The 23,272-nt window shown below is 69.3% G+C and carries 21 protein-coding genes and 3 pseudogenes; 11 read left to right on the top strand and 13 right to left on the bottom strand.

Going from position 1 to position 23,272, the window contains the following annotated elements; all coding sequences use genetic code 11:
* Positions 1 to 61: 61 nt before the first annotated feature.
* The 3 genes from amt to GAK38_RS01535 are packed head-to-tail and all read right to left on the bottom strand — an operon-like array spanning position 62 to position 2,598.
* The gene (amt, locus tag GAK38_RS01545) at positions 62 to 1,423 is read right to left on the bottom strand and encodes an ammonium transporter (RefSeq protein WP_325340823.1); all 1,362 of its coding nucleotides are present in this window, start codon (positions 1,421 to 1,423) and stop codon (positions 62 to 64) included.
* Positions 1,424 to 1,463: 40 nt separating this feature from the next.
* Positions 1,464 to 1,802 (bottom strand): P-II family nitrogen regulator, encoded by a 339-nt coding sequence (glnK, locus tag GAK38_RS01540; protein ID WP_325340822.1) that lies wholly within the window; start codon positions 1,800 to 1,802, stop codon positions 1,464 to 1,466.
* 49 nt (positions 1,803 to 1,851) lie between these two features.
* A complete protein-coding gene (locus GAK38_RS01535; RefSeq protein ID WP_325340820.1) occupies positions 1,852 to 2,598 on the bottom strand; it encodes a TorF family putative porin in 747 nt (248 codons plus the stop codon).
* A gap of 205 nt (positions 2,599 to 2,803) precedes the next feature.
* Here GAK38_RS01535 and GAK38_RS01530 point away from each other — a divergent pair, with 205 nt between their 5' ends.
* Together GAK38_RS01530 and GAK38_RS01525 are read left to right on the top strand one after the other, a co-directional pair.
* Entirely contained in the window at positions 2,804 to 4,336 is a 1,533-nt protein-coding gene (locus GAK38_RS01530; RefSeq protein ID WP_325340819.1) for a YifB family Mg chelatase-like AAA ATPase, read from the top strand.
* A 126-nt stretch (positions 4,337 to 4,462) separates the two neighbouring features.
* Positions 4,463 to 5,533, top strand: coding sequence for a lactonase family protein (locus tag GAK38_RS01525; protein WP_325340817.1), 1,071 nt, complete (start codon positions 4,463 to 4,465; stop codon positions 5,531 to 5,533).
* A 21-nt stretch (positions 5,534 to 5,554) separates the two neighbouring features.
* On the opposite strand, the gene GAK38_RS01520 is transcribed toward GAK38_RS01525, so the two are convergent.
* From GAK38_RS01520 to GAK38_RS01495, 6 genes are read right to left on the bottom strand one after another with little or no spacing between them, the layout of a single operon-like run.
* Positions 5,555 to 6,433 carry a methylglyoxal synthase gene (locus GAK38_RS01520; protein WP_443089141.1) on the bottom strand — a complete coding sequence of 293 codons (879 nt, stop codon included), beginning with the start codon at positions 6,431 to 6,433 and terminating at the stop codon, positions 5,555 to 5,557.
* Positions 6,427 to 7,116 (bottom strand): class II aldolase/adducin family protein, encoded by a 690-nt coding sequence (locus GAK38_RS01515; RefSeq protein WP_325340813.1) that lies wholly within the window; start codon positions 7,114 to 7,116, stop codon positions 6,427 to 6,429. Before GAK38_RS01515 ends, GAK38_RS01520 begins: the two co-directional genes overlap by 7 nt.
* Positions 7,113 to 8,018 (bottom strand): GntR family transcriptional regulator, encoded by a 906-nt coding sequence (locus tag GAK38_RS01510; RefSeq protein WP_325340811.1) that lies wholly within the window; start codon positions 8,016 to 8,018, stop codon positions 7,113 to 7,115. The genes GAK38_RS01515 and GAK38_RS01510 overlap by 4 nt, the downstream gene beginning before the upstream one ends.
* Positions 8,019 to 8,029: 11 nt before the next feature.
* Positions 8,030 to 9,316 (bottom strand): 3-oxo-tetronate kinase, encoded by a 1,287-nt coding sequence (gene otnK / locus GAK38_RS01505; RefSeq protein ID WP_325340809.1) that lies wholly within the window; start codon positions 9,314 to 9,316, stop codon positions 8,030 to 8,032.
* Between the two features lie 17 nt (positions 9,317 to 9,333).
* On the bottom strand, positions 9,334 to 10,407 hold the full coding sequence (locus GAK38_RS01500; protein WP_325340807.1) for an isocitrate/isopropylmalate dehydrogenase family protein: 1,074 nt from the start codon (positions 10,405 to 10,407) through the stop codon (positions 9,334 to 9,336).
* An 11-nt stretch (positions 10,408 to 10,418) separates the two neighbouring features.
* On the bottom strand, positions 10,419 to 11,108 hold the full coding sequence (locus GAK38_RS01495) for an aspartate/glutamate racemase family protein (RefSeq protein ID WP_325340805.1): 690 nt from the start codon (positions 11,106 to 11,108) through the stop codon (positions 10,419 to 10,421).
* A 104-nt stretch (positions 11,109 to 11,212) separates the two neighbouring features.
* Here GAK38_RS01495 and GAK38_RS01490 point away from each other — a divergent pair, with 104 nt between their 5' ends.
* The 5 genes and pseudogenes from GAK38_RS01490 to GAK38_RS01470 form a co-directional block, all read left to right on the top strand.
* On the top strand, positions 11,213 to 12,214 hold the full coding sequence (locus GAK38_RS01490) for a Bug family tripartite tricarboxylate transporter substrate binding protein (RefSeq protein ID WP_325340803.1): 1,002 nt from the start codon (positions 11,213 to 11,215) through the stop codon (positions 12,212 to 12,214).
* 26 nt (positions 12,215 to 12,240) lie between these two features.
* Entirely contained in the window at positions 12,241 to 13,290 is a 1,050-nt protein-coding gene (locus tag GAK38_RS01485; RefSeq protein WP_325340801.1) for a porin, read from the top strand.
* 14 nt (positions 13,291 to 13,304) lie between these two features.
* Complete coding sequence (locus GAK38_RS01480) at positions 13,305 to 14,282, top strand: Bug family tripartite tricarboxylate transporter substrate binding protein (protein WP_325340799.1); 978 nt, start codon at positions 13,305 to 13,307, stop codon at positions 14,280 to 14,282.
* 16 nt (positions 14,283 to 14,298) lie between these two features.
* Positions 14,299 to 15,144, top strand: a complete 846-nt coding sequence (locus tag GAK38_RS01475; RefSeq protein ID WP_325340797.1) for an amidohydrolase family protein — start codon at positions 14,299 to 14,301, stop codon at positions 15,142 to 15,144.
* Positions 15,145 to 15,342: 198 nt separating this feature from the next.
* A pseudogene (locus tag GAK38_RS01470) lies at positions 15,343 to 15,900 on the top strand (IS3 family transposase); the annotation flags it as partial.
* Between the two features lie 7 nt (positions 15,901 to 15,907).
* On the opposite strand, the pseudogene GAK38_RS01465 reads toward GAK38_RS01470, so the two are convergent.
* Positions 15,908 to 16,069 (bottom strand): annotated as a pseudogene (locus GAK38_RS01465) (IS30 family transposase); the annotation flags it as partial.
* Here GAK38_RS01465 and GAK38_RS01460 point away from each other — a divergent pair.
* Positions 16,067 to 16,384 (top strand): annotated as a pseudogene (locus GAK38_RS01460) (transposase); the annotation flags it as partial. The pseudogenes GAK38_RS01465 and GAK38_RS01460 overlap by 3 nt on opposite strands.
* A 161-nt stretch (positions 16,385 to 16,545) precedes the next feature.
* Here the strand turns inward: GAK38_RS01460 and GAK38_RS01455 are convergent.
* Positions 16,546 to 17,142, bottom strand: coding sequence for a GntR family transcriptional regulator (locus GAK38_RS01455; protein ID WP_325340795.1), 597 nt, complete (start codon positions 17,140 to 17,142; stop codon positions 16,546 to 16,548).
* Between the two features lie 191 nt (positions 17,143 to 17,333).
* On the opposite strand from GAK38_RS01455, the gene GAK38_RS01450 reads away from it, so the two are divergent.
* The 3 genes from GAK38_RS01450 to GAK38_RS01440 are packed head-to-tail and all read left to right on the top strand — an operon-like array spanning position 17,334 to position 20,346.
* Entirely contained in the window at positions 17,334 to 18,086 is a 753-nt protein-coding gene (locus tag GAK38_RS01450; RefSeq protein WP_325340794.1) for an SDR family NAD(P)-dependent oxidoreductase, read from the top strand.
* A gap of 15 nt (positions 18,087 to 18,101) precedes the next feature.
* Complete coding sequence (locus GAK38_RS01445) at positions 18,102 to 19,295, top strand: acyl-CoA dehydrogenase family protein (RefSeq protein WP_325340792.1); 1,194 nt, start codon at positions 18,102 to 18,104, stop codon at positions 19,293 to 19,295.
* Positions 19,288 to 20,346 carry a phosphotransferase family protein gene (locus GAK38_RS01440; RefSeq protein ID WP_325340790.1) on the top strand — a complete coding sequence of 353 codons (1,059 nt, stop codon included), beginning with the start codon at positions 19,288 to 19,290 and terminating at the stop codon, positions 20,344 to 20,346. The genes GAK38_RS01445 and GAK38_RS01440 overlap by 8 nt, the downstream gene beginning before the upstream one ends.
* 90 nt (positions 20,347 to 20,436) lie before the next feature.
* Here GAK38_RS01440 and GAK38_RS01435 read toward each other — a convergent pair whose 3' ends face one another.
* Entirely contained in the window at positions 20,437 to 21,969 is a 1,533-nt protein-coding gene (locus GAK38_RS01435; protein WP_325340788.1) for a SpoVR family protein, read from the bottom strand.
* Complete coding sequence (locus tag GAK38_RS01430) at positions 21,966 to 23,255, bottom strand: YeaH/YhbH family protein (RefSeq protein ID WP_325340786.1); 1,290 nt, start codon at positions 23,253 to 23,255, stop codon at positions 21,966 to 21,968. Before GAK38_RS01430 ends, GAK38_RS01435 begins: the two co-directional genes overlap by 4 nt.
* Between the last annotated feature and the right edge of the window lie 17 nt (positions 23,256 to 23,272).

Raw genomic sequence — 23,272 nt, 5'->3', positions numbered from 1 at the left:
CTCTCGCTGACTTGGCTTCTCCGGCGACAGGATGCCGCCGTCGATGCCAAACCTTTTCACCTCACCGGTTGTAGGCGGTTTCGCCGTGGGAGGTGATGTCCAGACCCTCGCGCTCGGCTTCCTCGGTCACCCGCAGGCCCAGCACCAGATCGGCGATCTTGTAGGCGATGAAAGCCACGACGCCCGACCACACGATGGTGACGATCACGCTCTTGACCTGCACCCAGAGCTGGTGGCCGATCGCATAGTCCGCCGCCTGCGTGCCGCCGAAGCCGGGGGCCGCGAACACGGCGGTCAGGATGGCGCCGACGATGCCACAGACGCCGTGCACGCCGAACACGTCGAAAGAGTCGTCCGCGCCGAGCAGCTTCTTGAGGCCGGTGACGCCCCAGAGTCCCGCCACGCCGGCGATCAGGCCGAGCACGATGGAGCCCACCGGCCCGACGAAACCGGCGGCCGGCGTGATGGCCACGAGCCCGGCGACGGCGCCGGAGGCGGCACCCAGCGCTGAGGCCTTGCCCTTGTGCACCGACTCGGCGCCGATCCAGGCCAGGGTGGCCGCGGCGGTGGCGAGCACGGTGTTGATGAAGGCCAGGCCCGCGATGCCGTTGGCCGCGCCCGCGGAGCCGGCATTGAAGCCGAACCAGCCCACCCACAGCAGCGAGGCGCCGACCAGGGTCAGGGTCAGGGAGTGCGGAGCCAGCGCTTCCTTGCCGAAGCCGATGCGCTTGCCGACCACATAGGCGCCCACCAGGCCGGCGATACCGGCGTTGATGTGGACCACGGTGCCGCCGGCGAAGTCCAGCGCCCCCTCCTTGCCCAGCAGGCCGCCGCCCCAGACCATGTGGGCCAGCGGCAGGTAGCTGAAGGTGAACCACAGGGCACCGAACAGCAGCACCGCGCCGAACCGAGCACGCTCTGCGAAGGAGCCCACGATCAGCGCCACGGTGATGGCCGCGAACGTGCCCTGGAACGCCACGAAGACGTACTCGGGGATCGTCGGCAGCGCGCCGGAGAGCGTGGCGGGGGCGATGCCCTTGAGGAACAGCTTGTCGAAGCCGCCGAAGAAGGTGCCTTCGCCGCCGAACGCCAGCGTGTAGCCGTACAGAGCCCACAGCACCGAGATCAGCGAGAAGACGACGAACACCTGCACCAGCACGGACAGCATGTTCTTCGAGCGGCCCAGGCCGCCGTAGAACAGCGCGAGGCCCGGAATGGTCATCAGGATCACGAGCAGCGTGGAAGTCAGCATCCACGACGTGTCGCCGGAATCGAGCTTGGGCGCGGGCGCGGCAGCCGGGGCCGCGGCGGGAGCCACTGCCGGCGCGCTGGCAGCAGGCTCGGCGGCGGCCTGGGCCAGGGCGGCGGTCCCTCCCGCCAGCAGAACCATGCCCAGGATCAGGGAAGCAAACAGTTTCTTCATGTCGGTTTCTCTTTGGATTCTTGGGGTCGTCCCGCTCGCGTCAGAGTGCGTCGCCGCCGGTCTCGCCGGTGCCGATGCGCACCACCTGGCCCAGGTCGAAGACGAAGATCTTGCCGTCGCCGATCTTGCCGGTGCGCGCGGCCGTCTCGATGGCCTCGATCACGCCATCGACCAGGTCGTCGGACACGGCGGCCTCGATCTTCACCTTGGGCAAAAAGTCCACGACGTATTCCGCGCCGCGGTACAGCTCGGTATGGCCCTTCTGCCGGCCAAAGCCCTTGACCTCGGTCACGGTGATGCCCTGCACGCCGATGGCCGAGAGCGCCTCGCGCACCTCGTCGAGCTTGAAGGGTTTGATGATCGCAGTCACCAGTTTCATGTTCGGTACCTCCTCGAGTGGAAAACGGTAGGGGCCGGCCGCCGGACGCTTACAGCGTCTTGGTCAGCGCGACGATCACGCGGGCCTTGTTGGCATCGCCGAAGAAATTCTTCCTGGTGGCGCCGACGACCGAGCCCGTCAGCGACAGGCCGCCGCCGAAGTCGTAGGCCGCGCCCACGCTGTAGTCGACGTAGTTCGGAATGCCGGGCACGGCATCCTTGATGCCGCTGGCGAAGCGGGTGTAGCCCACCGCGGCCTTGAGCGTCACGCTCGGCGCCACTTCCTGCGCGAAGGCCAGGTTGAAATAGCCGGTGTTGCGGCCCTTGTAGCCTGAGCCGGCGTTGTTGCCGGCCCAGCCGAAGTAGTCGTCGGAGACAGTGTGCGAATACTTGGCGGTGAGCGGGCCCCACGTGGCTGCGCCGTAGAGCTCGGCGGTGTTGCCGTTCTTGTTGCCGGGGTAGACGTAGGTGAGCGCGCCGACGTCGGCATCGATCTCGCCGGCCTTGAACTTGTAGCCGCCGTAGAAGTCGGATTCCACGCTGTTGCCGTCGAGCCAGTTGACGCTGGAGTTCCAGTTGCCGACGTACCAGCCGGTCTCGCCGAAGGTGTAGTCGAAGCCGCCTTGCAGCGCGGGCTTGACGGTCTTGTCGACCTTGCCGCGCAGTACGTCCTGATCCTGGCCCCGGAACTTGTAGTTGGTGGTGAGGCTGACGTTGCCGGTCAGCTGCGCGCTGGCCAGCGCCGGCAGGGCGGCAGCGGCGGCGATGGCCAGGGTCTTGACGAGGGTGGCAGTCATTCGTGCGCTCCTACTAAGTTGCTCGCTGGGGACGTTTCAGGAAGTACACAGCGGGTTAGCATGGAGCGTGCCAATCGGCCGCCACGCTCCGGCGCGATGATCGCCATGCCACATGCGCCGGCCCGTCCGCACGACGACGGTGCACGCCGGGCCGCCCGGGACGCGCGCACCGCACGAACGCACTGCATTGGGGAGAAAGAAGGGAATGAGTCTGTCTTTGGTGCAAAGCCGCGCCCTCCTGGGGCTGCAGGCGCCCGCGGTCACCGTCGAGGTGCATCTGGCCAACGGCCTGCCGAGCTTCACCCTCGTGGGGCTGGCCGACGTAGAGGTGAAGGAGGCGCGCGAACGGGTGCGCTCTGCGCTGCAGAACACGGGGCTGGAGTTCCCGCACAACAAGCGCATCACGGTCAACCTCGCGCCGGCCGACCTGCCCAAGGACTCGGGCCGCTTCGACCTGCCGATTGCGCTGGGCATCCTGGCGGCCAGCGGCCAGATCGACGGCAGCCGCCTGGCGGGCCACGAGTTCGCCGGCGAACTCTCGCTGTCGGGCGAACTGCGGCCGGTGCGCGGCGCGCTCGCCGCCAGCCTGGCGCAGCGCCATGCCGGTGCGGGCCATGCGCTGGTGCTGCCGCCCGGCAGCGCCGAGGAGGCTGCGCTGGTGCCCGATGCCACCGTCTACCGGGCCCGCCACCTGCTCGACGTGGTGCGCCGCTTCGCGCCGCCGGGAACCCCTGCGGCAGAAGACGAGGATGGCGATGGCTGGACCGCCGTGCGCGCCCGGGCCGCGCTGGCCGAAGGGCGCTATGCCGACCTGGCCGACGTCAAGGGACAGGCCGGTGCCAAGCGGGCGCTGGAGATCGCCGCGGCCGGCGGCCATGCGCTTCTTCTGAGCGGCCCGCCGGGCTCTGGCAAGAGCATGCTGGCCCAGCGCTTCGCCGGACTGCTGCCGCCGCTGACGGTGGACGAGGCGCTGCAAACCGCGGCCGTCGCCAGCCTCGGCGGCGGCTTCGCGCTCGACCGTTGGGGCCAGCGGCCTACGCGCAGCCCGCACCACACGGCCAGCGCCGTCGCGCTGGTAGGCGGCGGCTCACCGCCGCGGCCCGGGGAGATTTCGCTGGCCCACCATGGGGTCCTTTTCCTGGACGAACTCCCGGAGTTCCCGCGCCAGGCCCTCGAATCGCTGCGCGAGCCGCTGGAGACCGGCCAGATCACCATCGCACGGGCCGCGCAGCGTGCCGAATTCCCCGCGCGCTTCCAGCTGATCGCCGCGATGAACCCCTGCCCCTGCGGCTTTCTCGGCAGTTCCCAGCGCGCCTGCCGCTGCACGCCCGACCAGGTGGCCCGCTACCAGGGCAAGCTCAGCGGCCCGCTGCTCGAACGGATCGATCTGCATGTGGACGTGCCGGCACTGCCGCAGCAGGAGCTGCTGCAGGCGCCGCCGGGCGAAGGCAGCGCGGCGGTCCGCGCGCGCGTCGTGGCGGCGCGCGGCCGCGCGCTGGCCCGCCAGGGCCAGCCCAACCATGCCCTGCAGGGGCAGGCGATCGATCGCTGCGTGCTGCTGGATGCGGCAGCCGCGCAGTTCCTGCAGACCGCTGCGGCGCGGCTGGGCTGGTCGGCGCGCAGCACGCACCGGGTGCTCAAGGTGGCGCGAACCGTCGCCGACCTTGCCGCGAGCGAGGCCACGCTGCAGGCGCACGTTGCCGAAGCGATCCAGTACCGGCGCATGGCGCAGCACTGACCGCCGGCGGCTCACGCGTTCCAGCCGGGCGCCGGCCCGACCGGGGCGGTGCCGAACTCGGGTACAAACGCGGATCGCTGCGCCTCTGCCGCGCCTGTTCCGTCTCTCCCGCATGAAGGACCCTCCATGACCGCGTCGAAACATGCCTATGTCGGCTCCCGCACCACACGCGAGCGCCAAGCCCGCGGTGAAGGCATCAGCGTCTACGCGGTGGACGAAGAAACCGGTGCGCTGGACCGGGTGCAGCTGGTGGGCGGCCTGGCCAACCCCTCCTTCCTCGCGCTCGATGCGCCCAAGCGGCGCCTTTATGCCGTGCACGGCGACGGCAACGAGGTCAGCGTCTTCGCGGTATCGCCGGTGGACGGGACGCTGGAGTTCATGCAGCGGCAGGTCTGCGGCGGGCGCAACCCGGTGCATCTGGCGCTGGACCCGACGGGACGGTGGCTGCTGGTGTCGGACCACCTGGGCACGGACGGCGGCGGCTCGCTGCTGGTCATGCCGGTGCACGACGACGGCCGGCTGGGCCCCGTGTCCCAGCGCGTCGCGATGGCCGGCGAGCCCGGCCCGCACCGCAGGGAACAGCCCTTCGCCAAGCCGCATTTCAACCCGTTCGACCCCAGCGGCCGGTATGTGGCGGTTCCCGACAAGGGGCTGGACCGGGTGTTCGTCTTTCGCTTCGACGGCGGGACGCTGGCGCCCGCCGCGCCGCCAGGGGTCGGCACGCGGGCCGGGGCCGGGCCGCGGCACATCGCCTTCCATCCCTCCGCGCCGTTCGCCTACGTCGCCAACGAACTGGACTCGACCGTGACCGCGTACCGTTTCCATCGCGACAGCGGTGCGCTGGCGCCCCTGCAGATCCTGCCGACGCTCGACGACACGTTCACCGGCAACAACACGGCGTCCGAGATAGAAATATCCAAGGACGGGCGCAGCCTCTACGTGTCGAACCGCGGGGCCGACAGCATCGCGCTGTTCGATGTCGATGCCGCCACGGGCCGTCTGCGTTTTCGGGAAACGACGCCGTCGCGGGGCCGGACGCCGAGGTTCTTCGCCCTGGGCCTGGACGGCCGATGCATGTTCGTGCTCAACGAGGACAGCGACACCATCGAAGTCTTCCCCGTCGACCGCAGCACGGGCCGGCTCGGGCAGGCCACGCAGAGCATCCGCTGCGGCAGCCCGGTCTGCCTGGTGATGTGAGCGGGGCACCGCACGGCGCCCTCAGCTCCAGGTCTGCGCCCAGGCATACGCCATGGCCGGGGTATTGAAGCAGGCGGTTTCGTGGCTGGCGGAGCAGACGGCCCGCTCCAGCAGCTGGATGTCGGCCTCGTGCTGCCGGGCCACATGGACGTCCTCGAAGAACAGCACCTTCTGGCAGCGGCGGGTCAGCACCAACTCGGCGATCTGGGCATCGCCGCCGAGCGGCCCGCTCTGCAGCGGCCGGGCCCAGGGCTGGCCGTGCGGCCAGCCGCGGGCCCAGGCCATCTCGTTGAGCCTGCGGCCGGTGGTGCCGGTGGCCACGCGTTCGCGGGCGCACGACAGCAGCGCGAAATGCCGCGACGCGAACTCGACCATCGCGGGCTTGAGCGCGTCATGGGCGATCAGCGCGAGCGACTGGTCCTGCAGTGCCGGGATGCCGGCAGGCGCCTGGGAGCGCAGCGACACCCCCGTCGCACGCGCCTGCTCGACGGCCATCCATTCGATGGCCCCGGCCACGGTCAGCAGGAGCGGCTTCGCATGGACGATGCACTGCCGCTTGAGCGCCTGCGCTTCCGGGTACAGCGAGGACGGGTCGAGCGGATCCATCAGATAGACGGCGCCGGCCAGTTCCTCGGAAGGGTCGATGCCCCCAGCGATGCGCGAAACCATGCGCATGAGCCCGCCTTCGCGGCCGTACGGCAGGCACTGGAGCCCGGCGTGCCCCTGCAGCAGGCCGAGCCTCTCCAGCGCGTCGGCACAGCCGCCGACCGCCGCGATCCCGAGGCCCAGCAGACGGATGGCCGCCTCGCAGGAGCGCGCCCAGCGGGCCAGCCCGCCGTCGGCCGTCTGCCGGTGCAGGCGGTGCGCCGCCAGACCGAAGCGGCGCACCTGCGTCACCAGGAAGCCCCGAACGCCTGCCGCAGCTCTTCGATCGCAGCCTCCGGCAGCGGGGCGGCGGTCCGGCCCGTCATCTGCCACAGCCTCGCGGTCTCCTCGAGTTCCTCCAGCGTGGCCATCGCCTCCGCCGCGGAGCCGTGCCAGACGTTGGGGCCGAGCCGGTCCAGCATCACGGCGCGCAGCACAGTGCCGCGCCGGGCGTAGCCGGCGATCAGCCGCGCCACCTCGTCCGCCACCGCAGGTGCGCCGGGCCGCTGGTAGGCCACGAGCGGCACCCGGCCCACCTTCATCACGAAATAGGGCGTGATCGGCGGCAGCAGCTCGCCGTCGGCCACACCGGGCGCCTGGCCGGCCAGGGTCATCGCCACGAGATGGGTGCTGTGCGTGTGGATGACGCACCGCGCAGGCCGGCCCGCGTCGGCCGTCGCCTCGTAGATGCGGCGGTGCAGGGCGATCGTCTTGCTGGCGCGCGCGCCGCCGATCTGCACGCCCTGATCGTCCAGGCGCGCCAGCGAGGCCGGGTCGAGGAATCCCAGGCAGGCATCCGTCGGCGTGATGAGGTAGCCGCCCCCCTCCTCCGGAGCGAGCCGGATGCTGATGTTGCCCGCCGTGGCATGGACGTATCCGCGCGCGAAAAGGCTGGCGCCGACGCGGCAGATCTCGTCACGCGCTTGGGTTTCGTTCACGAGTTCTCCCCGACCTTGGTGATGCGCGCCATATTGAGGTGCTGGCGCATGAACTGGGCGGCTTCCATGCGTTCGCCACGCACCAGCAGCTCGATGAGCTGCAGATGCTCCTCGCACTGGCGGTGGAGGCGGCTGCGGTCGAGCCGCGTGCCGTACTCGACGATGCGCCGCATCTGGTTGACGTTGCGCAGCGCATCGAGCACGAAACGGTTGCCGCAGCCGGCCGCCACCGTCTCGTGGAAATGGCTGCCCGCCTGGAAGAGCTGCGCCGGCGTGCATTGTTCGATGCCGCCGTCCAGCAGGTCCTGCTGCTCGCGCCGGCAGCGTTCGAGTTCGGCCAGGTCCACGGCATAGCCGGGCTCGAGGATGGCCGCCGGCTCGAGCATCATGCGGAAGCGGTAGCTTTCGCGGTGCGCCTCGACGCTCGACAGCAGTCGCCGGAACATCCAGCCCCGGCCGGGCTTGCGGTCCACCAGCCCATCGCGCGACATCCGGTTGAGCAGGCGCTGGACCTGCTGGCGTGCCAGACCGTAGCGGGCCATCAGGTCTGCCTCCGTCACCTCCTGTTCCAGCAGCCCGCCGATGTGGTCGTGGGCGACCCGCAGGTACAGGTCTTCCAGCGACGGAACGGCCTCGGACACGGCGACGCCCGCGAGCTCGCGCGCCTCCATGGCCAGCTGGAAGCCCCGGTTCGGGCTGGAGGTCACCGCACCGGTGGATTCGAGGAACTGCAGCGCCTTGCGGACCGGCGAGCGGGAGACGCCGAGGACATCGCACAGGGCCTGCTCGGTGAGCCGGTAGCCCTTCGGCAGGCCCTCGCGCCGCGCCATCTCCAGGATCCGGCCCGCCAGGGTCGGAATCAGCGGGCTGACATTGGTCGCAGGAGCGGGCGCCGCGGCCATCGGGGCCGTCTTCATGGCGATGCCGGCGGCTGCAGCAGCGCGAACGCCCGGGTGAAGAAATCGGCGGACCCGAAGTTCCCGGATTTCAGGGCCAGGTGCACGCCCTGCGCCGCAGCGAACGGCGACTGCGCATGGCACCACGGCACGCCCGGCGCGATCTGCGGGCCGATGCGCATGCGGTCCACCTCCAGCGCCTGGACGCAGGCGCCGGCGGTCTCTCCGCCGGCCACGATCAACTGGCCCGCGCCCCGCTCCACCAGACCGCGCGCGATGGCGGACAGGGCGGCCTCGACGATTCCGCCGGCGCGCTCGGCGCCCACCTGCGCCTGCACCGCGCGCACCGCGTCGGGCTCGGCCGTGGCATAGATCAGCACCGGCTCGGCGCCGAGACGCGGGCCGGCCCATGCCAGGGCCTCCTGCACCAGGTCGGCGCCCTCGATCAGCCGCAGCGGATCGATCGCGAAAGCGGGGCCGCCGCGCTGCCGGAAATCGGCGACCTGGCCGTTCGTGGCGACCGAGCAGCTGCCGGAGACGATCGCCCGCGCGCCGCGCGCAGATGGAAGGCAGGAGGCCCCCTGGCCCGGGCGCACGCCGTAGTTCTGCGGCAGCCCGATGGCCACGCCCGAGCCGGCGGTCACGCGCGGCAGGTCCGCCAGCGCCAAGCCCAGCGCCATGAGGTCGGCATTGTCCATCGCATCGACGATGACCATCTGCACGCCTTCGCCGCGCAGCTGCGCCATGCGCTGCCGGATGGCATCCGCGCCGCGCCGCACGACGCTGTAGTCGACCAGGCCGACCCGCCGCGCGGTCTGCTGCTGCAGCACGCGCACCAGGTTCGAATCGGTCATCGGCGTCAGCGGATGGCTGCGCATGCCGGACTCCTGCAGCAGGACGTCGCCCGCGAAAAGGTAGCCCTTGAACACCGTGCGCCCGTTCTCGGGGAACGCGGGGCAGGCGATCGTGAAGTCGGTCCCCAGTGCATCCATGAGCGCATCGGTCACCGGCCCGATGTTGCCGGCCGGCGTCGAATCGAAGGTCGAGCAGTACTTGAAGTAGAACTGCCGCGCCCCCTGCGCCTGGAGCCAGTGCAGCGCCTGCACGGACTGCGCGGCGGCATCCGCCGCGGCGATGGTGCGCGACTTCAGCGCGATGACGACGGCGTCCACGTCCGCGGCGAGCGGGCCGCGCGGCACGCCCATCGTCTGGACGACGCGCATGCCGCCGCGCACGAGGTTGTTCGCAAGGTCGGTGGCGCCGGTGAAATCATCGGCGATACAGCCCAGATGGATCGTGCCCATGGCCGCGACGCCCTGCCTCAGGCGCCGGCGACGGCCCGGGCCACTTCGGCCGCGAAGGCCTTGCAGCCGATGGTGCCGCCGATGTCGGCGGTGCGCGTCTGCGGGTTCGCGAGCACCTTGTCCACCGCGGCCTCGATCGCCTTGGCGGCCTGCCGCAGCGCGTCGTCGCCGCGCTTGTCGCCGAGCCAGCCGACCATCATGGCGACCGACAGGATCATGGAGGTCGGATTGGCCTTGTCCTGCCCGGCAATGGTGGGCGCCGAGCCATGCTGGGCCTGCGCGCAGCACAGGGTGTCGCTCGCCATGATGGAGCCGGCCAGCCCCAGGCTGCCGGACAGCTCGCTGCACAGGTCCGAGAGGATGTCGCCGTAGAAATTGGTGGCCACGAGCACGTCGAAGCGCTCGGGCTCCTTGACCAGGTGAGCGGTCGAGGCATCAATCAGCAGGTCGTCGAGCTGCACGTCCGGGAAGTCCTTGGCCACGTGGCGCACGGCTTCGAGGAAGAGGCCGTCGGTCATGTGGAAGCTGTTGGCCTTGTGGATGGCGGTCACCTTCCTGCGCCGCGTGGCCGCCAGCTCGAAGGCCCGGCGCGCGATGCGCTCGCTGCAGTGGCGGGTGATCTTGCGGATCGACAGCGCCATGTCGGGACTGGGCATGACCTCGCCCCAGCCGCGCGTCATGTTGCGGTCCGGGTAGAAGCCTTCGGTGGCCTCACGCATGATGACCAGGTCCATGGACCTGCCTTCGCGCAGGTTCGACGGCAGGAACGGCCGGGTGCGCGCCGGGCGCACGTTGGCATACAGGTCCAGGCCGATGCGGTAGGCCGCGGACACGTTGCGGCCGCCCTGCTCCGGCGGGGGATAGTCGGCGTGCGACTGGGTTCCGAGGATGATGCCGTCGTACGTCTTGGAGCGCTCGAGCAGTTCGTCGCGGATGGTCACGCCGTACTTCTTCAGGCTGCTGAAGCCGAGGTCTTCGAAATCGAACTCGAGCGCGAGGCCGAAGCGGGCGCCGGAGGCCTTGAGCACCTCGACGGATGCATCGACGATTTCAGGGCCGATGCCGTCACACGGCAGAACGATGAACTTCATGGTTTCTCCAGTCAGCTTGGGAGGGATGAGGCGGGATCGACGGATTTCCTGAGCAGCCGCACGGCACTGTCGGGGCTGCTCAGCACGGGTAGCGAAGTGTCTGCGGCGATGCGCTCGCGCAGGTGCGCCATGGAGAACTGACCCAGCATCAGGATATCGCTGTCGCGCAGTTCCTGCGCAGCGGCGCCGACGAGGGCGTCGTGCTCCTGGACGCGCCCCTGCGCGAGCGCCTCCAGAGCGCCCGGCGGGCATGCGACGCGCAGGCTGCATTCGATGCCGCGGCGCCGCGCGATCGCCTCCAGCTCCTCGCGCATGCTGCCGACCGAGGGCGCGAAGCTGGAAACCATGCCGATGCGCCCGCTCCTGCCGAGCGTCGCGCAGGCGTCCAGCGCCTCCTCGAACATGGCTCCGTTGGGCTTGAGCGTCGGCACGCCGGCCTGCTCGGCGGCCGCCTCGATGGCCGCACCGAAGGCGGAGCAGGTGAACAGGATGCCGTCGGCCCCCGCCTGCGCCGCATAGCGCGCAAGCGCACCGAAGCGGGCTCGCAGGGCCGCGCCGATGCCGCCGGCGGCGACCAAGTCTGACGGCAGGCTGTCGTCGAGCAGGTTCATCCGGGCCGCCTGCGGCCACAGGCGCTCGAAAGCTTCCTGGACCGGGCCGACGGCCAGCGGCGTTGCATGTATTAAAGCAATTCTTGACACGATCTTTATAGATTCTATTCCCGGTTAGGGTTGGCACTGATTGTACTTAATATCCAATAGATACAATTAGGAAATCTACTCACTCAAGGCAGATAGGAGACGCGATGGCATTCACCCTCCCCTTTCTTCAACGCGCGGCCGGTGCGCTCGCGGCAGCGGTCCTCATGGTCCCCACCGCTTTCGCACAGTCCGCCGCAGGCGGCTACCCGGCCAAGCCGATCACGTTCGTGGTTCCCTATGCCGCCGGCGGCAGTTCGGACACGCGCTCGCGCCAGATAGCCAACAGGCTCTCCACCGCCTTCGGCCAGCCGGTGATCGTGGAGAACCGTCCCGGCGCGGGCGGCAACATCGGCACGGAATACATTGCCAAGGCCAAACCCGATGGCTATGTGATCGGCCTGGGCAATTTCGCCCCGCTGGCGGTCAACAAGGCCCTGTTCCCGCGGCTCAACTTCGATCCGGCCACCGACCTGACGCCGGTCGTGCTGATCGAGAAGGGGCCGCTCGTCCTGGCCGTCGGGCGCAACTCGCCCTTCAAGTCGGTCAAGGAGGTCATTGCCGCATTGAAGGCCAAGCCCAACTCCCTGAGCTTCGCCTCCGGCGGCATCGGCGGCTCGCACCATCTGGCCGGCGAACTCTTCAAGCAGAGCGCCGGCGTCGAGATGACGCACGTGGCCTACAAGGGCGGCGCGCCTGCCGGCAACGACCTGATGGCGGGCACCGTCGATCTGATGTTCGAATGGATCTTCGCGGTGATGCCCTACGTGTCGGGGCCGGAGCCCAAGATGCGGCCGCTGGCAATCACCGGCCCGCACCGCTCGCCGCTGCTGAAGGACGTGCCGACCTTCGACGAGCTCGGCATCAAGGGGATGGCGATCTCCAACTGGTTCGGCGTCGTGGCGCCGAAGGGGACGCCCGCGCCCATCGTGGCCAAGCTCAATGCGGCCATCAACGATACCCTGAAGGAGCCCGAGATGATCAAGGCGATCACCGCACTCGGCGACGAGGTCGCCGGGGGCACGCCGGAGCAGTTCGGTGCGTTCATCAAGGAAGAGACGGCGCGCTGGTCCCAGCTCGTGAAGCGCCACAACATCAAGCCGGAATGACGCGGGCCGCACCTCCAGGAGACAGCATGACCATCCGCACGACCTTTGCCGCCTGTGCCGCTGCTGCCGCGGGGCTGTGGCTCCCGCCGCTGTGCCATGCGCAGTCCTCCGTGACCCTCTATGGCGTGATGGACGTCACCGTCCGCCATGCCAGCAATGCGGCATCCGGCGGCGGCTCGCTGAACACCGTGGGCGACGGCTACTTCGGCGGCTCCCGGCTCGGCTTCAAGGGCTCGGAGAACCTGGGCGGCGGGCTGCGCGCGCTCTACATGCTGGAAATGGGGATCGACCCGTCGACCGGCTTGCTGCTGCAGTCCACCGCCGCGGCCAACTACGGCCAGGCGGCCTCGGCTTCCAGCCGCGCATTCGGGCGGGAGTCGTGGGTCGGCCTGTCCTCGGCCACCTGGGGCGCGCTGACCTTCGGCCGGCAATACACGCTGGCCCACCAGGCCGCCGCGCGCATCCAGCCGATGGGCAATCCCAACGCGGATGCCGTGATCGTTCTGAGCAACCACCACATGGCCCGGCAGGACAACATGGTGAAGTACGCCAAGGAGTTCGGCCCCTTCGACGTCGCGGGCAGCGTGACGCTGTCGGAAGGCAACGGCAGGGGCAGCGGCCTGTCTGCCGGCTACCGCGCCGCCGGGTTCGACGCGGTGCTGTACGGGCAGAACCTCTCGGCGGCGGCCGGCGGCGAGGTGCGCAGGATCCGCGGAGGCGGGGCGGCCTACCAGATCGCGCCGTCCTGGAAGGCCTTCCTGGCCTACATGACGCGCAGCCACGAGATCAGCCCGCAGCGCAACAAGGTCGCGACCGCGGGCCTGCACTACTACGCGACGCCCGCACTGACGCTGACGGCCAGCTACACCCACGACCGGCAAAACACCTTCGGCACCAATGCCTCGGGCAGGCGCCAGGTCGCCTGGCTGTCTGCCGATTACTACCTGTCCAAACGGACGGATCTGTATGCGGCCGTCGACCACAACAAGATCGGTGGCGGCTACGTCCTGCCCAGTTTCATGGCCACGCGCGGCTCCCAGACGGGCGTGACGGCGGGTGTCCGCCACCGTTTCTGATCGGAGCAAACCTCATGACTCCCCCATCCCTGGGGCGGCGCGCCCTGGTCGCGCTCGCGCTTTCCCTGCCGGTCGCCGCCTTCGCACAGCAGCCGGTCTATCCGGCCAAGCCGGTCCGGCTGGTCGTCCCATTCGCAGCCGGCGGTCCGAACGACGTGATGGCGCGCGTGCTGGCCAAGCGGCTGACGACCGATACCGGCCAGCCCTTCGTGGTCGACAACAGGCCCGGAGCCGGCGGCATCATCGGCACCGACGCCGTGGCGAAGGCCGCGCCAGACGGCTACACCCTGGGCTTCATCAGCGCCCCGTTCACGATGACGCCTGCGCTGCAGGCGAAGATGCCATACGACACGCTGAAGGACCTGGCGCCGGTGGCGAAGGTCGCCGAGTCGCCGATGGTGATGATGGTGCCGTCCACGTCCCAGTTCACCTCCGCCGGGGAACTCGTCGCATACGCCCGCAGCCATCCCGGGAAGATCACCTACGGCTCCGGCGGCATCGGCAGCACCCCGCACCTGAGCACCGAACTGCTCGCATCGGTCACGGGCGCCCGGTTCCTGCATGTCCACTACAAGGGCGGCGGCGAGTCGATCAAGGCGCTGATGGGCGGCGAGGTGGACCTGCTGATCGACAGCATCACCAGCACCGCGGCGGCCTTCGCTTCCGGCCGGATCAAGGGGCTCGGCATCGGCCAGGCCAAGCGCGCATCCCAACTCCCCGCCGTGCCGACCTTCGACGAGGCCGGCCTGGAGAAGTTCAAGGTGGAGCATTGGGTCGGCATCGTGGCCACGGCCAAGACCCCGCAGCCGGTGCTCGACGCGCTGCATGCCCAGGTCGAGAAGGCGCTGCGCAGTCCGGAGGTGGTGCAGAAGTATGAGGAGCTAGGAGCGCATCCGGTCCATGGCACGCCGGCCGACTGCGAGAAGTTCATCCACGAGGAGGTGGCGAAGTGGCAGCAGGTGGTGAAGAGCGCGAAGATCCAGCCGCAGTGATTCCCGAGGAAGCCCGGTGACAGGCCGCGTCTGCGACACCCACGTCCACGTCTTCGACGCCGAACGGTTCCCCTATGCCACGCCGCGGCGCTTCACGCCCGGCTATGCGGGCGTCGATCTGCTGCGCCAGCATCTGTGCAGGATCGGCGCGGGCCGCGTCGTCCTGGTGCAGCCGAGCGTCTACGGGCAGGATCACCGCTGCCTGCTCGATGCCCTGGCTTCCTTGGGCAGCGCCGGCCGCGGCGTGGCTGTGCTCGGCCCGCAAACCGATGGCACGCAGGTGGCCGCCCTCGACGCGGCCGGCGTGCGGGGCGCCCGCATCAACCTGGTCGTCGATGGCGCATCGGACGCCGGCCGCGCCCGGGAGGCGATCGCGCGCGTCTCGGCGCAGGCGCCACCGCACTGGCACATCCAGCTCCATGTCGACCTGCCGGTGATCGGGGCGCTGGAGGCGCTGCTTCTCGCGAGCCCCCGGCGCTTCGTCCTGGACCACTTGGGCCTGCCGGACGGGCCGTCGGCGCTCGGCTCCGCAGGCTGGCGCGCGCTGTGCCGGCTGGCCGGCACGGGCAAGGTCGCCGTCAAGCTGTCGGCCGCGTACCTCTGCGCGGCCGGCGATGGCGCGGCGCTGCAGCCGTTAGTCGCTAGCCTCGCCCGGGCGAATCCCCATGCCATCGTCTGGGGAAGCAACTGGCCGCACACCCAGGGCACGGCCCGCGCGGCCGGCGCCGATGCCGGTGACACCGAGCCGTTCCGCGAGGTCGACGACCGTGTCTGGCTGGCGCAATGCAGTGAATGGCTCGCCGCGCCGGGCCTGCCGGCCTCGGTGCTCGACGACAACGCCGAAGCGCTGTACGGGTTCTGAGCCTCCATATACCCTGGGTATATGTGACCTTGCCTCGATTTCACGTACGGCAAGAAGTTGTTAACTTCGAGCTATGGAGAAATCGAGATGACGGAAAAAGGACTGCCGAGACGGCAGTACACGCGGGATTCGTGATGGAGGCGGTGCGACTGTCGCAGACGGTGGGCAGCCCTGAAGCGGCCAAGCGGCTGGGAGTGCCGGTATCCGGTGAGCCAGCTCTGCCGGGTGCTCGCAGTCTCCCGCACGGGCTACTGCCAATGGCGAGTGAGGACGCCCAGCGCCCGGGTCCAGGCCAATGAGGCATTGGATTGCCAAGTGGCGGCCATCCACGCAGCCAGCCGCGGCAGCTACGGCCGCCCGCGCATCGCGCGGCAGTTGCGTGCCCAGGGCCAGGCGGTGGGCGGCGAACGCGTCCGCCGCAGTTTGCAGCGCCAGGGGCTGCGACCGGTGTATCGGCGCAGCTACGTGGTCACGACCGATTCATCGCATCGCCTGCCGGTGGCCGACAACCTCCTCGATCGTCGTTTCGAAGGCTGGCAGGCCAACCGCGCCTGGGTGGCTGACATCACCTATGTGGCCACCGGCGAGGGCTGGCTGTATCTGGCGGCCGTCATGGATCTGGCCAGCCGATCCATTGTGGGCTGGTCGATGGCCGAGACCATGGATGCCCAACTGGTTTGCACCGCCTTGAAATCGGCCGTCTGGCTGCGCTTACCACCTCCGGGCCTGCTGGTACATACCGACAGGGGCGGTCAAGGTGGATTCAACCGGTCGTCGCAACACCGGGTTGAGCCGCTGATTTTAGGTAGGCATTGAAAGCTTCAGCTGGTGTCCTCCAGCCCAAGGTTTTGCGTGGTCTGTTGTTCAATGTGGTGGCCACAGCCTGGAGCTCTTGCTCACCCCACCGGCATAGATCCGTGCCTTTGGTGATGCGGGCTACCAGGGAGTGCACAAGCGGGCCGACGCAAAGGACAGTGTCGAATGGCATGTGGCCATGAAGCCGGGAAAGCGGCGGAACCTGGACAAGGAGCACTCGGTGCAGGGATTGCTGCATCAGCTGGAGAAGCTCAAGGCCGGCATCCGGGCCAAGGTGGAACACCCGTTTCGGGTAATCAAGCGCCAGTTCGGGCACACCAAGGTGCGCTACCGGGGACTGAAGAAGAACACCGAGCAGCTCAAGACGCTGTTTGCGCTGAGCAACCTGTGGATGGTGCGCCACCGGCTGGCCGCTGGGGCATAGGTGCGTGCGCAGGGCGCCAAATGGCCTGGTGCGAGGTCGATGGGAAGTCATCGAGCGGTCCAGATGCGTCGTTCATGACGCCGCATGATCACTTGGCGATGAGGGCGCGCTGCAAGCACACCTCAATTCGATTCGTGCAGAGTTTTCTTAGCGGGCGGCGTTCACGGCGGCGGCGCGTTCTCCAGGATCGCCGCGCGGACGTTGCGTACATGGTCGCTGCCCGCCGCGTCGGCGGCCTCCTCGTCGCCCGAGACAACGGCCCGGGCGATGTGCCGGTAGTCGTCGAGCCTGAGCTTCTGCAACGTCGGCAGGCGGTGCTGCGCATGCACGATGGGCATGTGGATGGCGGGGAACAGACGCCGCAGCTCCTGGCTTCCGCTGAGCTGGAGCAGGGCCCGGTAGAAGTTCCTCCGGGCCCGGGAAAAGCCGCTGGCGTCCTGGCTCCTGTCGGCGGCGACGAGGTCCTTGACCGCCTGCCGCAGTTGTGCATTCCGGTCACGGCTGCGGCCGGCGCGCGCCGCCGACCGCGCCAGCAGGCCAGTCATGCGCTCGGCCACGTCGAGCACGTCCAGCGTGTCCTGCAGGCCGAGCGAGCGGATAACCGCGCCGCGGTGGCGCAGCAGTATCACGACGCCTTCGGCCGCCAGGCGCTGGAGCGCTTCCCGCACCGAATTGCGGCCCACGCCGAAGTGGGCGGACAGGTCGGCCTCGACCAGGCGCTGCCCCGGGATGAACGCCTGCGTGTCGAGGCCGCTCATGATTCCCGCGAAGACAACGTCCGATGCGCTCGGCGCCCCCTGGACTTCATCGAAGCCGGTCGCAGGCGAGGAGGCAGGGTTCTCGGTTGGCGCGCGGGAAGGCATGCCGGGATTGTCCGGCAATTCGTCCCTCTTTTCGGTAGGATGAAATTGTCCCACAATCGATGATCGATCTACTGAGGAGGTCCGCCATGGTCGAAGGATTTGCGCCGCTTGCCGGCAAGCGCGCGCTGGTGACGGGCGCCTCCGGCGGCCTGGGCGCGCATTTCGCCGAACTGCTGGCCCGCCATGGAGCCGACGTCGTGATCGCGGCGCGCAGGCTGGATGCCCTGGACGCCGTGGTCCGCAGGATCGGGGCCCACGGCACGGTGACCGCCATCCCGCTGGACGTGGCCGACGCCGCCTCGCGCGACGCCCTGGTGCGCCAGGCGGGCGCCGTCGACATTCTCGTCAACAATGCCGGCGTAGTTCGCGAGTCCGCGGCTCTCGACCATGCCGAGGCCGACTGGGACGCCGTGCTCGACACCAACCTCAAGGGCATGTTCTACCTGGCCCAGGCGTTCGCGCCCGGCATGCGCGGACGCGGCGGCGGCAGCATCGTCAACATCGCCTCCATCCTGGGCCTGCGGCAGGCTGGCGGCGTGGTGTCCTATGCGGTATCCAAGGCCGGCGTGATCCAGCTCACCAAGACGCTGGCGCTGGAATGGGCCCGCCACGGCATCCGCGTCAATGCGCTGGCGCCGGGCTACATCGAAACCGAACTCAACGGCGACTTCTGGCGGACCGAGGCGGGCAAGGCGCTGATCCGGCGCATCCCGCAGCGCCGCCTGGGGCGGCTGGAGGACCTGGACGGCCCGCTGCTGCTGCTCAGTTCCGACGCATCCCGCTACATGACCGGATCGGTGCTGACGGTCGACGGCGGCCATCTGGTCAGCACGCTCTGAGGAGGAGCCCTTCCCATGTTCACACCCTGCCCCACCGAACGCAGCCGCGCCATCGCGGAGCGCGTGGAAGCCTTCGTGCGCGAAGTCGTCGCGCCCTGCGAGCACGACTCGCGCGCCGGCGCCCACGGCCCCTCGGCCGACCTGGTCGCCGAGCTGCGCGCGAAGGCGCGTGAAGCCGGCGTGATGACGCCGCACATCCTGCCCGACGGCGAGCATCTGACGCAGCTGGAAACGGCCGCGGTGCTCAAGCGCTCGGGCCTGTCGCCGCTGGGTCCGGTCGCGGTCAACACCATGGCGCCGGACGAGGGCAACATGTTCCTGCTGGGCAAGGTGGCCACGCCGCAGCAGAAGCGCCGCTTCCTCGACAAGGTGGTGCGCGGCGACGCACGCTCGGCCTTCTTCATGACCGAGCCGGCGAACGACGGCGGAGCGGGTTCGGACCCCTCCATGCTGCAGACGACCGCGGTGCAGGATGGCGACGAATGGGTCATCAACGGCCGCAAGACGTGCATTACCGGCGCCGATGGCGCGGAGGTCGGCATCGTCATGGCCCGGACCGGCGGCGCCGACAAGGTGCAGGCCACCCTGTTCCTGGTGCACCTGCCGCACCCTGCCATCCGCATCGAGCGGGTGCTGGATACCATCGACAGCTCGATGCCGGGCGGCCATGCGCTGGTCGCGATCGAGAACCTGCGCGTGCCTGCCGCGGACGTGCTGGGCCAGGTGCACGAAGGCTTCCGCTATGCCCAGGTGCGGCTGTCGCCGGCGCGGCTTTCGCACTGCATGCGCTGGCTGGGCTCGGCCGCGCGGGCCCACGAGATCGCTTCCGGCTACGCCACCCGCCGCAAGGCGTTCGGCAAGCTGCTGGTCGACCACGAGGGCGTGGGCTTCATGCTGGCCGACAACCTGATCGACCTGCAGCAGGCGGCGCTCATGATCGACTGGTGCGCGGGCGTGCTCGACACCGGCTCGCAGGCCATCGCCGAAAGCTCGATGGTCAAGGTCGCGGTCTCCGACGCGCTGTTCCGCGTGGCCGACCGCTGCGTGCAGGTCATGGGCGGCTCCGGCGTGCTAGGCGACACCATCGTCGAGCAGGTGTTCCGCGAGGTGCGCGCCTTCCGCATCTACGACGGCCCGACCGAAGTCCACAAGTGGTCGCTGGCCAAGAAGATCAAGCGCGAAGCGCTGGCAGGAGGCGCCCGTGGCTGAGCATGACTTCGGCGGCACCACGCCGGTGCGCGAGCAGCATCGCATCGACGAGGCGGCGCTCGCGCGCTGGATGCAACGGAACGTGGCGGGCTACGCCGGCCCGCTGCAGGTGGACCAGTTCAAGGGCGGGCAGTCCAACCCCACCTACCGGCTGCGCACGCCCGGCGCCAGCTACGTGCTGCGCCGCAAGCCGCCAGGGGTGCTGCTCAAGGGCGCCCACGCGGTGGACCGCGAGGCGCGCGTCATGTCGGCCCTGGGCCAGGCGGGCTTTCCGGTCCCGCGCGTCCACGGCCTGTGCACCGACGACGGCGTGATCGGCAGCTGGTTCTTCGTGATGGACCTGGTGGAAAGCCGCATCTTCTGGGACGCCAGCTTCTACAGCGCGCCGCAGGACCAGCGCGCCGCCTGCATGGACGCGATGAACGCCACGCTGGCGCAGTTGCACCGCATCGACTACGCGGCGATCGGCCTGGCCGACTATGGCAGGGCCGGCGGCTACGCCGCCCGCCAGGTGGCGCGCTGGTCGCAGCAGTACCTGGACGATAAACGCGCCGGCCGGCATCCGGCCATGGACCGGCTGGTGGAATGGCTGCCCCGGCACCTGCCTGCGGCCGACGAGACCGCCATCACCCACGGCGACTTCCGCGCCGACAACATGATCTTCCACCCGAGCGAGCCGCGCGTGCTGGCGGTGCTGGACTGGGAGCTGTCCACGCTCGGCGATCCGCTCGCCGACTTCGCCTACAACGCGATGATGTTCCGCATGCCACCGGATATCCTGGGCGGCATTGCCGGGCTCGACCTGCGCGCCGCCGGCCTGCCCGACGAAGCGGCCTACGTGGCCGCGTACTGCGAGCGCACCGGCCGCGCGGGCATCCCGGACCTGGATTTCTACATCGCCTTCAACATGTTCCGCTTCGCCGGCATCCTGCACGGCATCCGGGGGCGTGCAGCACGGGGCACCGCGTCGAGCGCGGACGCGCGGGCCATGGGCGACCGCTTCGGGCGCGTGGCCGAACTCGCATGGCAGCAGGTGGAGCGGCTGGCCTGAGGCTCCGAAGTATCAGGCCATACCCCGGAAGGGTATATCCTGTATGTGCCCTTGGTTTGCCCGACAGGGGCACATAACCCCAGGGGGTATCTATGCACGCGGCGCAGCCGCCGTCCAGCGCCGCGCGACCGTGCCCTGGCTGCCCACGCTTTCCAGGTGCACGTCGAAGCCCCAGAGCCGGGCGACGTGCTTGAGCACCTCCTGCGCGTCGTCGGCCAGCGGGCGCTGGTTGTGTTGGGTGTGGCGCAGCGTGAGCGAGCGGTCGCCGCGCAGGTTCACGCTCCAAACCTGGATGTTGGGCTCGCGGTGGTTCAGGTCGTACTGGCGCGAGAGCGATTCGCGCAGCGCGCGGTAGCCGCTCTCGTCGTGGATGGCCGAGACCTCCAGCTCCGGGCGGCCCTGCTCGTCGCGGATGGCGAACAGGCGGAAGTCGCGCATGAGCTTCGGCGACAGGTACTGGCCGACGAAGCTCTCGTCCTTGAAGTTGCGCATCGCATGGTCGAGCGACTCGCGCCACGGCATGCCGGCCAGGTCGGGGAACCAGCGGCGGTCTTCGTCCGAGGGCTTCTCGCAGATGCGGCGCAGGTCGCTGAACATCGCGAAGCCCAGCGCATAGGGGTTGATGCCGCTGTAGCCGCGGTGGCCGGCCGGCGGCTGGAACACCACGCCAGAATGGGACTGGAGCCACTCCATCATGAAGCCGTCGGCCAGCCGGCCGCGGTCGTACAGCGTGTTGAGCAGCGTGTAGTGCCAGAAGGTCGCCCAGCCCTCGTTCATGACCTGGGTCTGGCGCTGCGGGTAGAAGTACTGCGCCACCTTGCGCACGATGCGCACCACCTCGCGCTGCCAGGACTCCAGCAGCGGCGCGTTCTTCTCGATGAAGTAGAGCAGGTTCTCCTGCGGCTCGGCCGGGAAGCGGCGCGCGGCCTCTTCGCTGGTGCCCGTGTCGCTGCGACGCGGCAGCGTGCGCCAGAGGTCGTTGATCTGCTGCTGGCGGTACTGCTCGCGCTCCTCGCGGCGCAGCTTCTCCTGCGCGAGCGAGAGTTTCTGCGGACGGCGGTAGCGGTCCACGCCGTGGTTCATCAGCGCGTGGCAGGAGTCGAGCAGATCCTCGACCGCGTCGACGCCGTGGCGCTCCTCGCACTCGGTGATGTAGTGCCGTGCATAGACCAGGTAGTCGATGATCGACGACGCATCGGTCCACATGCGGAACAGGTAGTTGCTCTTGAAGAAGCTGTTGTGCCCGTAGGCCGCGTGCGCGATCACCAGGGCCTGCATGGCCATGGTGTTCTCCTCCATGAGGTAGGAGATGCACGGATCGGAGTTGATGACGATCTCGTAGGCCAGCCCCATGTGGCCGCGCCGGTAGTTCTTCTCGGTGGCGATGAACTGCTTGCCGTAAGACCAGTGGCGGTAGATGACCGGCATGCCCACGCTGGCGTAGGCGTCCATCATCTGCTCGGCGCTGATGATCTCCAGCTGGTTCGGATAGGTGTCGAGCTTGAATTCCTCGGCCGTGCGGGCGATCTCGGCGTGGTAGGTCTCGATGAGGTCGAAGGTCCAGTCGGCCGGGCTCGGCAGCGGCTGGTGGGTCCGGGCCTCCGTGCGGGTCGCAATGCTCATGCCGGTGTCCCTTCCTTCTTGAACAGGTCGCGGAACACCGGGTAGATGTCGGACGCGTCCCCGACCTTGCGCATGGCGAAGTTGCTCGCCTCTTCCTGGAGCTGCGTGTACTCGTCCCAGAGGTTCTGCTCGGCCTCGGCCACCTGCACATAGGCGTAGTAGCGCACCAGCGGCAGGATCTGCTCGGCCAGCAGCTTGCGGCAGCGGCCGCTGTCCTGGTGCCAGTTGTCGCCGTCGCTGGCCTGGGCGCCGTAGATGTTCCACTCGCTGCTCGGGTAGCGCGCGCGGATGATGTCGTTCATCAGCACCAGCGCGCTCGACACCACGGTGCCGCCGGTCTCGGTGGCGTGGAAGAAGTCGTCCTCGCTCACCTCTTCGGCCTGGGTGTGATGGCGGATGAAGACGAGTTCGATCTTCTCGTAGTGTCTTGTCAGGAACAGGTAGAGCAGCATGAAGAAGCGCTTGGACATGTTCTTGCGCTGCTCGTCCATCGAGCCCGACACGTCCATCAGGCAGAACATGACCGCCTTGGCGCTGGGCACCGGCACGCGCACGCGGCTGCGGAAGCGCAGGTCGATCGGGTCGATCCACGGCACGTGGCGCGCAGTGCGGTGCAGCTCCTCGATGCGCAGTTCGGTGTCGCGGATCTCGCGCAGCACGATGGCATCGGCATCCGGCATGGCCTGGAGCTTCAGCAGCTGCTCCTGCAGCTGCCGCAGCTCGCGCCGCGCGTCGCCGCCGAGCGCGATGCGCCGCGCGAGCGCGCCGCGCATGGAGCGCACCACGTGCAGGTTGTTGGGCGTGCCGTCGCTCGTGAGCCCGGCGCGGTGGCTCTTCCACTCGGGCACCTCGGCAAGCTGGGTGCGCACGAGGTGCGGCAAGGCCAGGTCCTCGAAGAAGACCTGCATGAACTCCTCCTTCGTCAGGTGGAAGACGAAGTCGTCGTTGCCCTCGCCCTGGTCGCTGGCCTGCCCGCTGCCGGAGCCGCCGCCACCGCCGCCCTGCGGGCGCTGGATGCGGTCGCCGCGCACGTACTCGCGGTTGCCCGGGTGCACGTATTCGCGGTCGCCGCCCTGCGCATGGCCGAAGACCGGCTCGGACACGTCGCGCCTGGGCAGCGTGATGTCTTCGCCCTGCTCCAGGTTGCGGATGCCGCGGCCGCTGACGGCCTTGCGCACCGCATCGCGGATCTGGCCGCGGTAGCGGCGCAGAAAGCGCTCGCGGTTGCCGATCGACTTGTTCTTGCCCGACAGCCGCCGGTCGATGATCTGTTGCAGGGCTGCCATGCTCTCACCGTTCTGTG

This window comes from Xylophilus sp. (assembly GCA_009914555.1).
Lineage (GTDB): Bacteria > Pseudomonadota > Gammaproteobacteria > Burkholderiales > Burkholderiaceae_C > WNDY01.
Note: the sequence above shows the minus strand (reverse complement) of the source record. Positions and strands in the feature narration are given on the sequence as shown.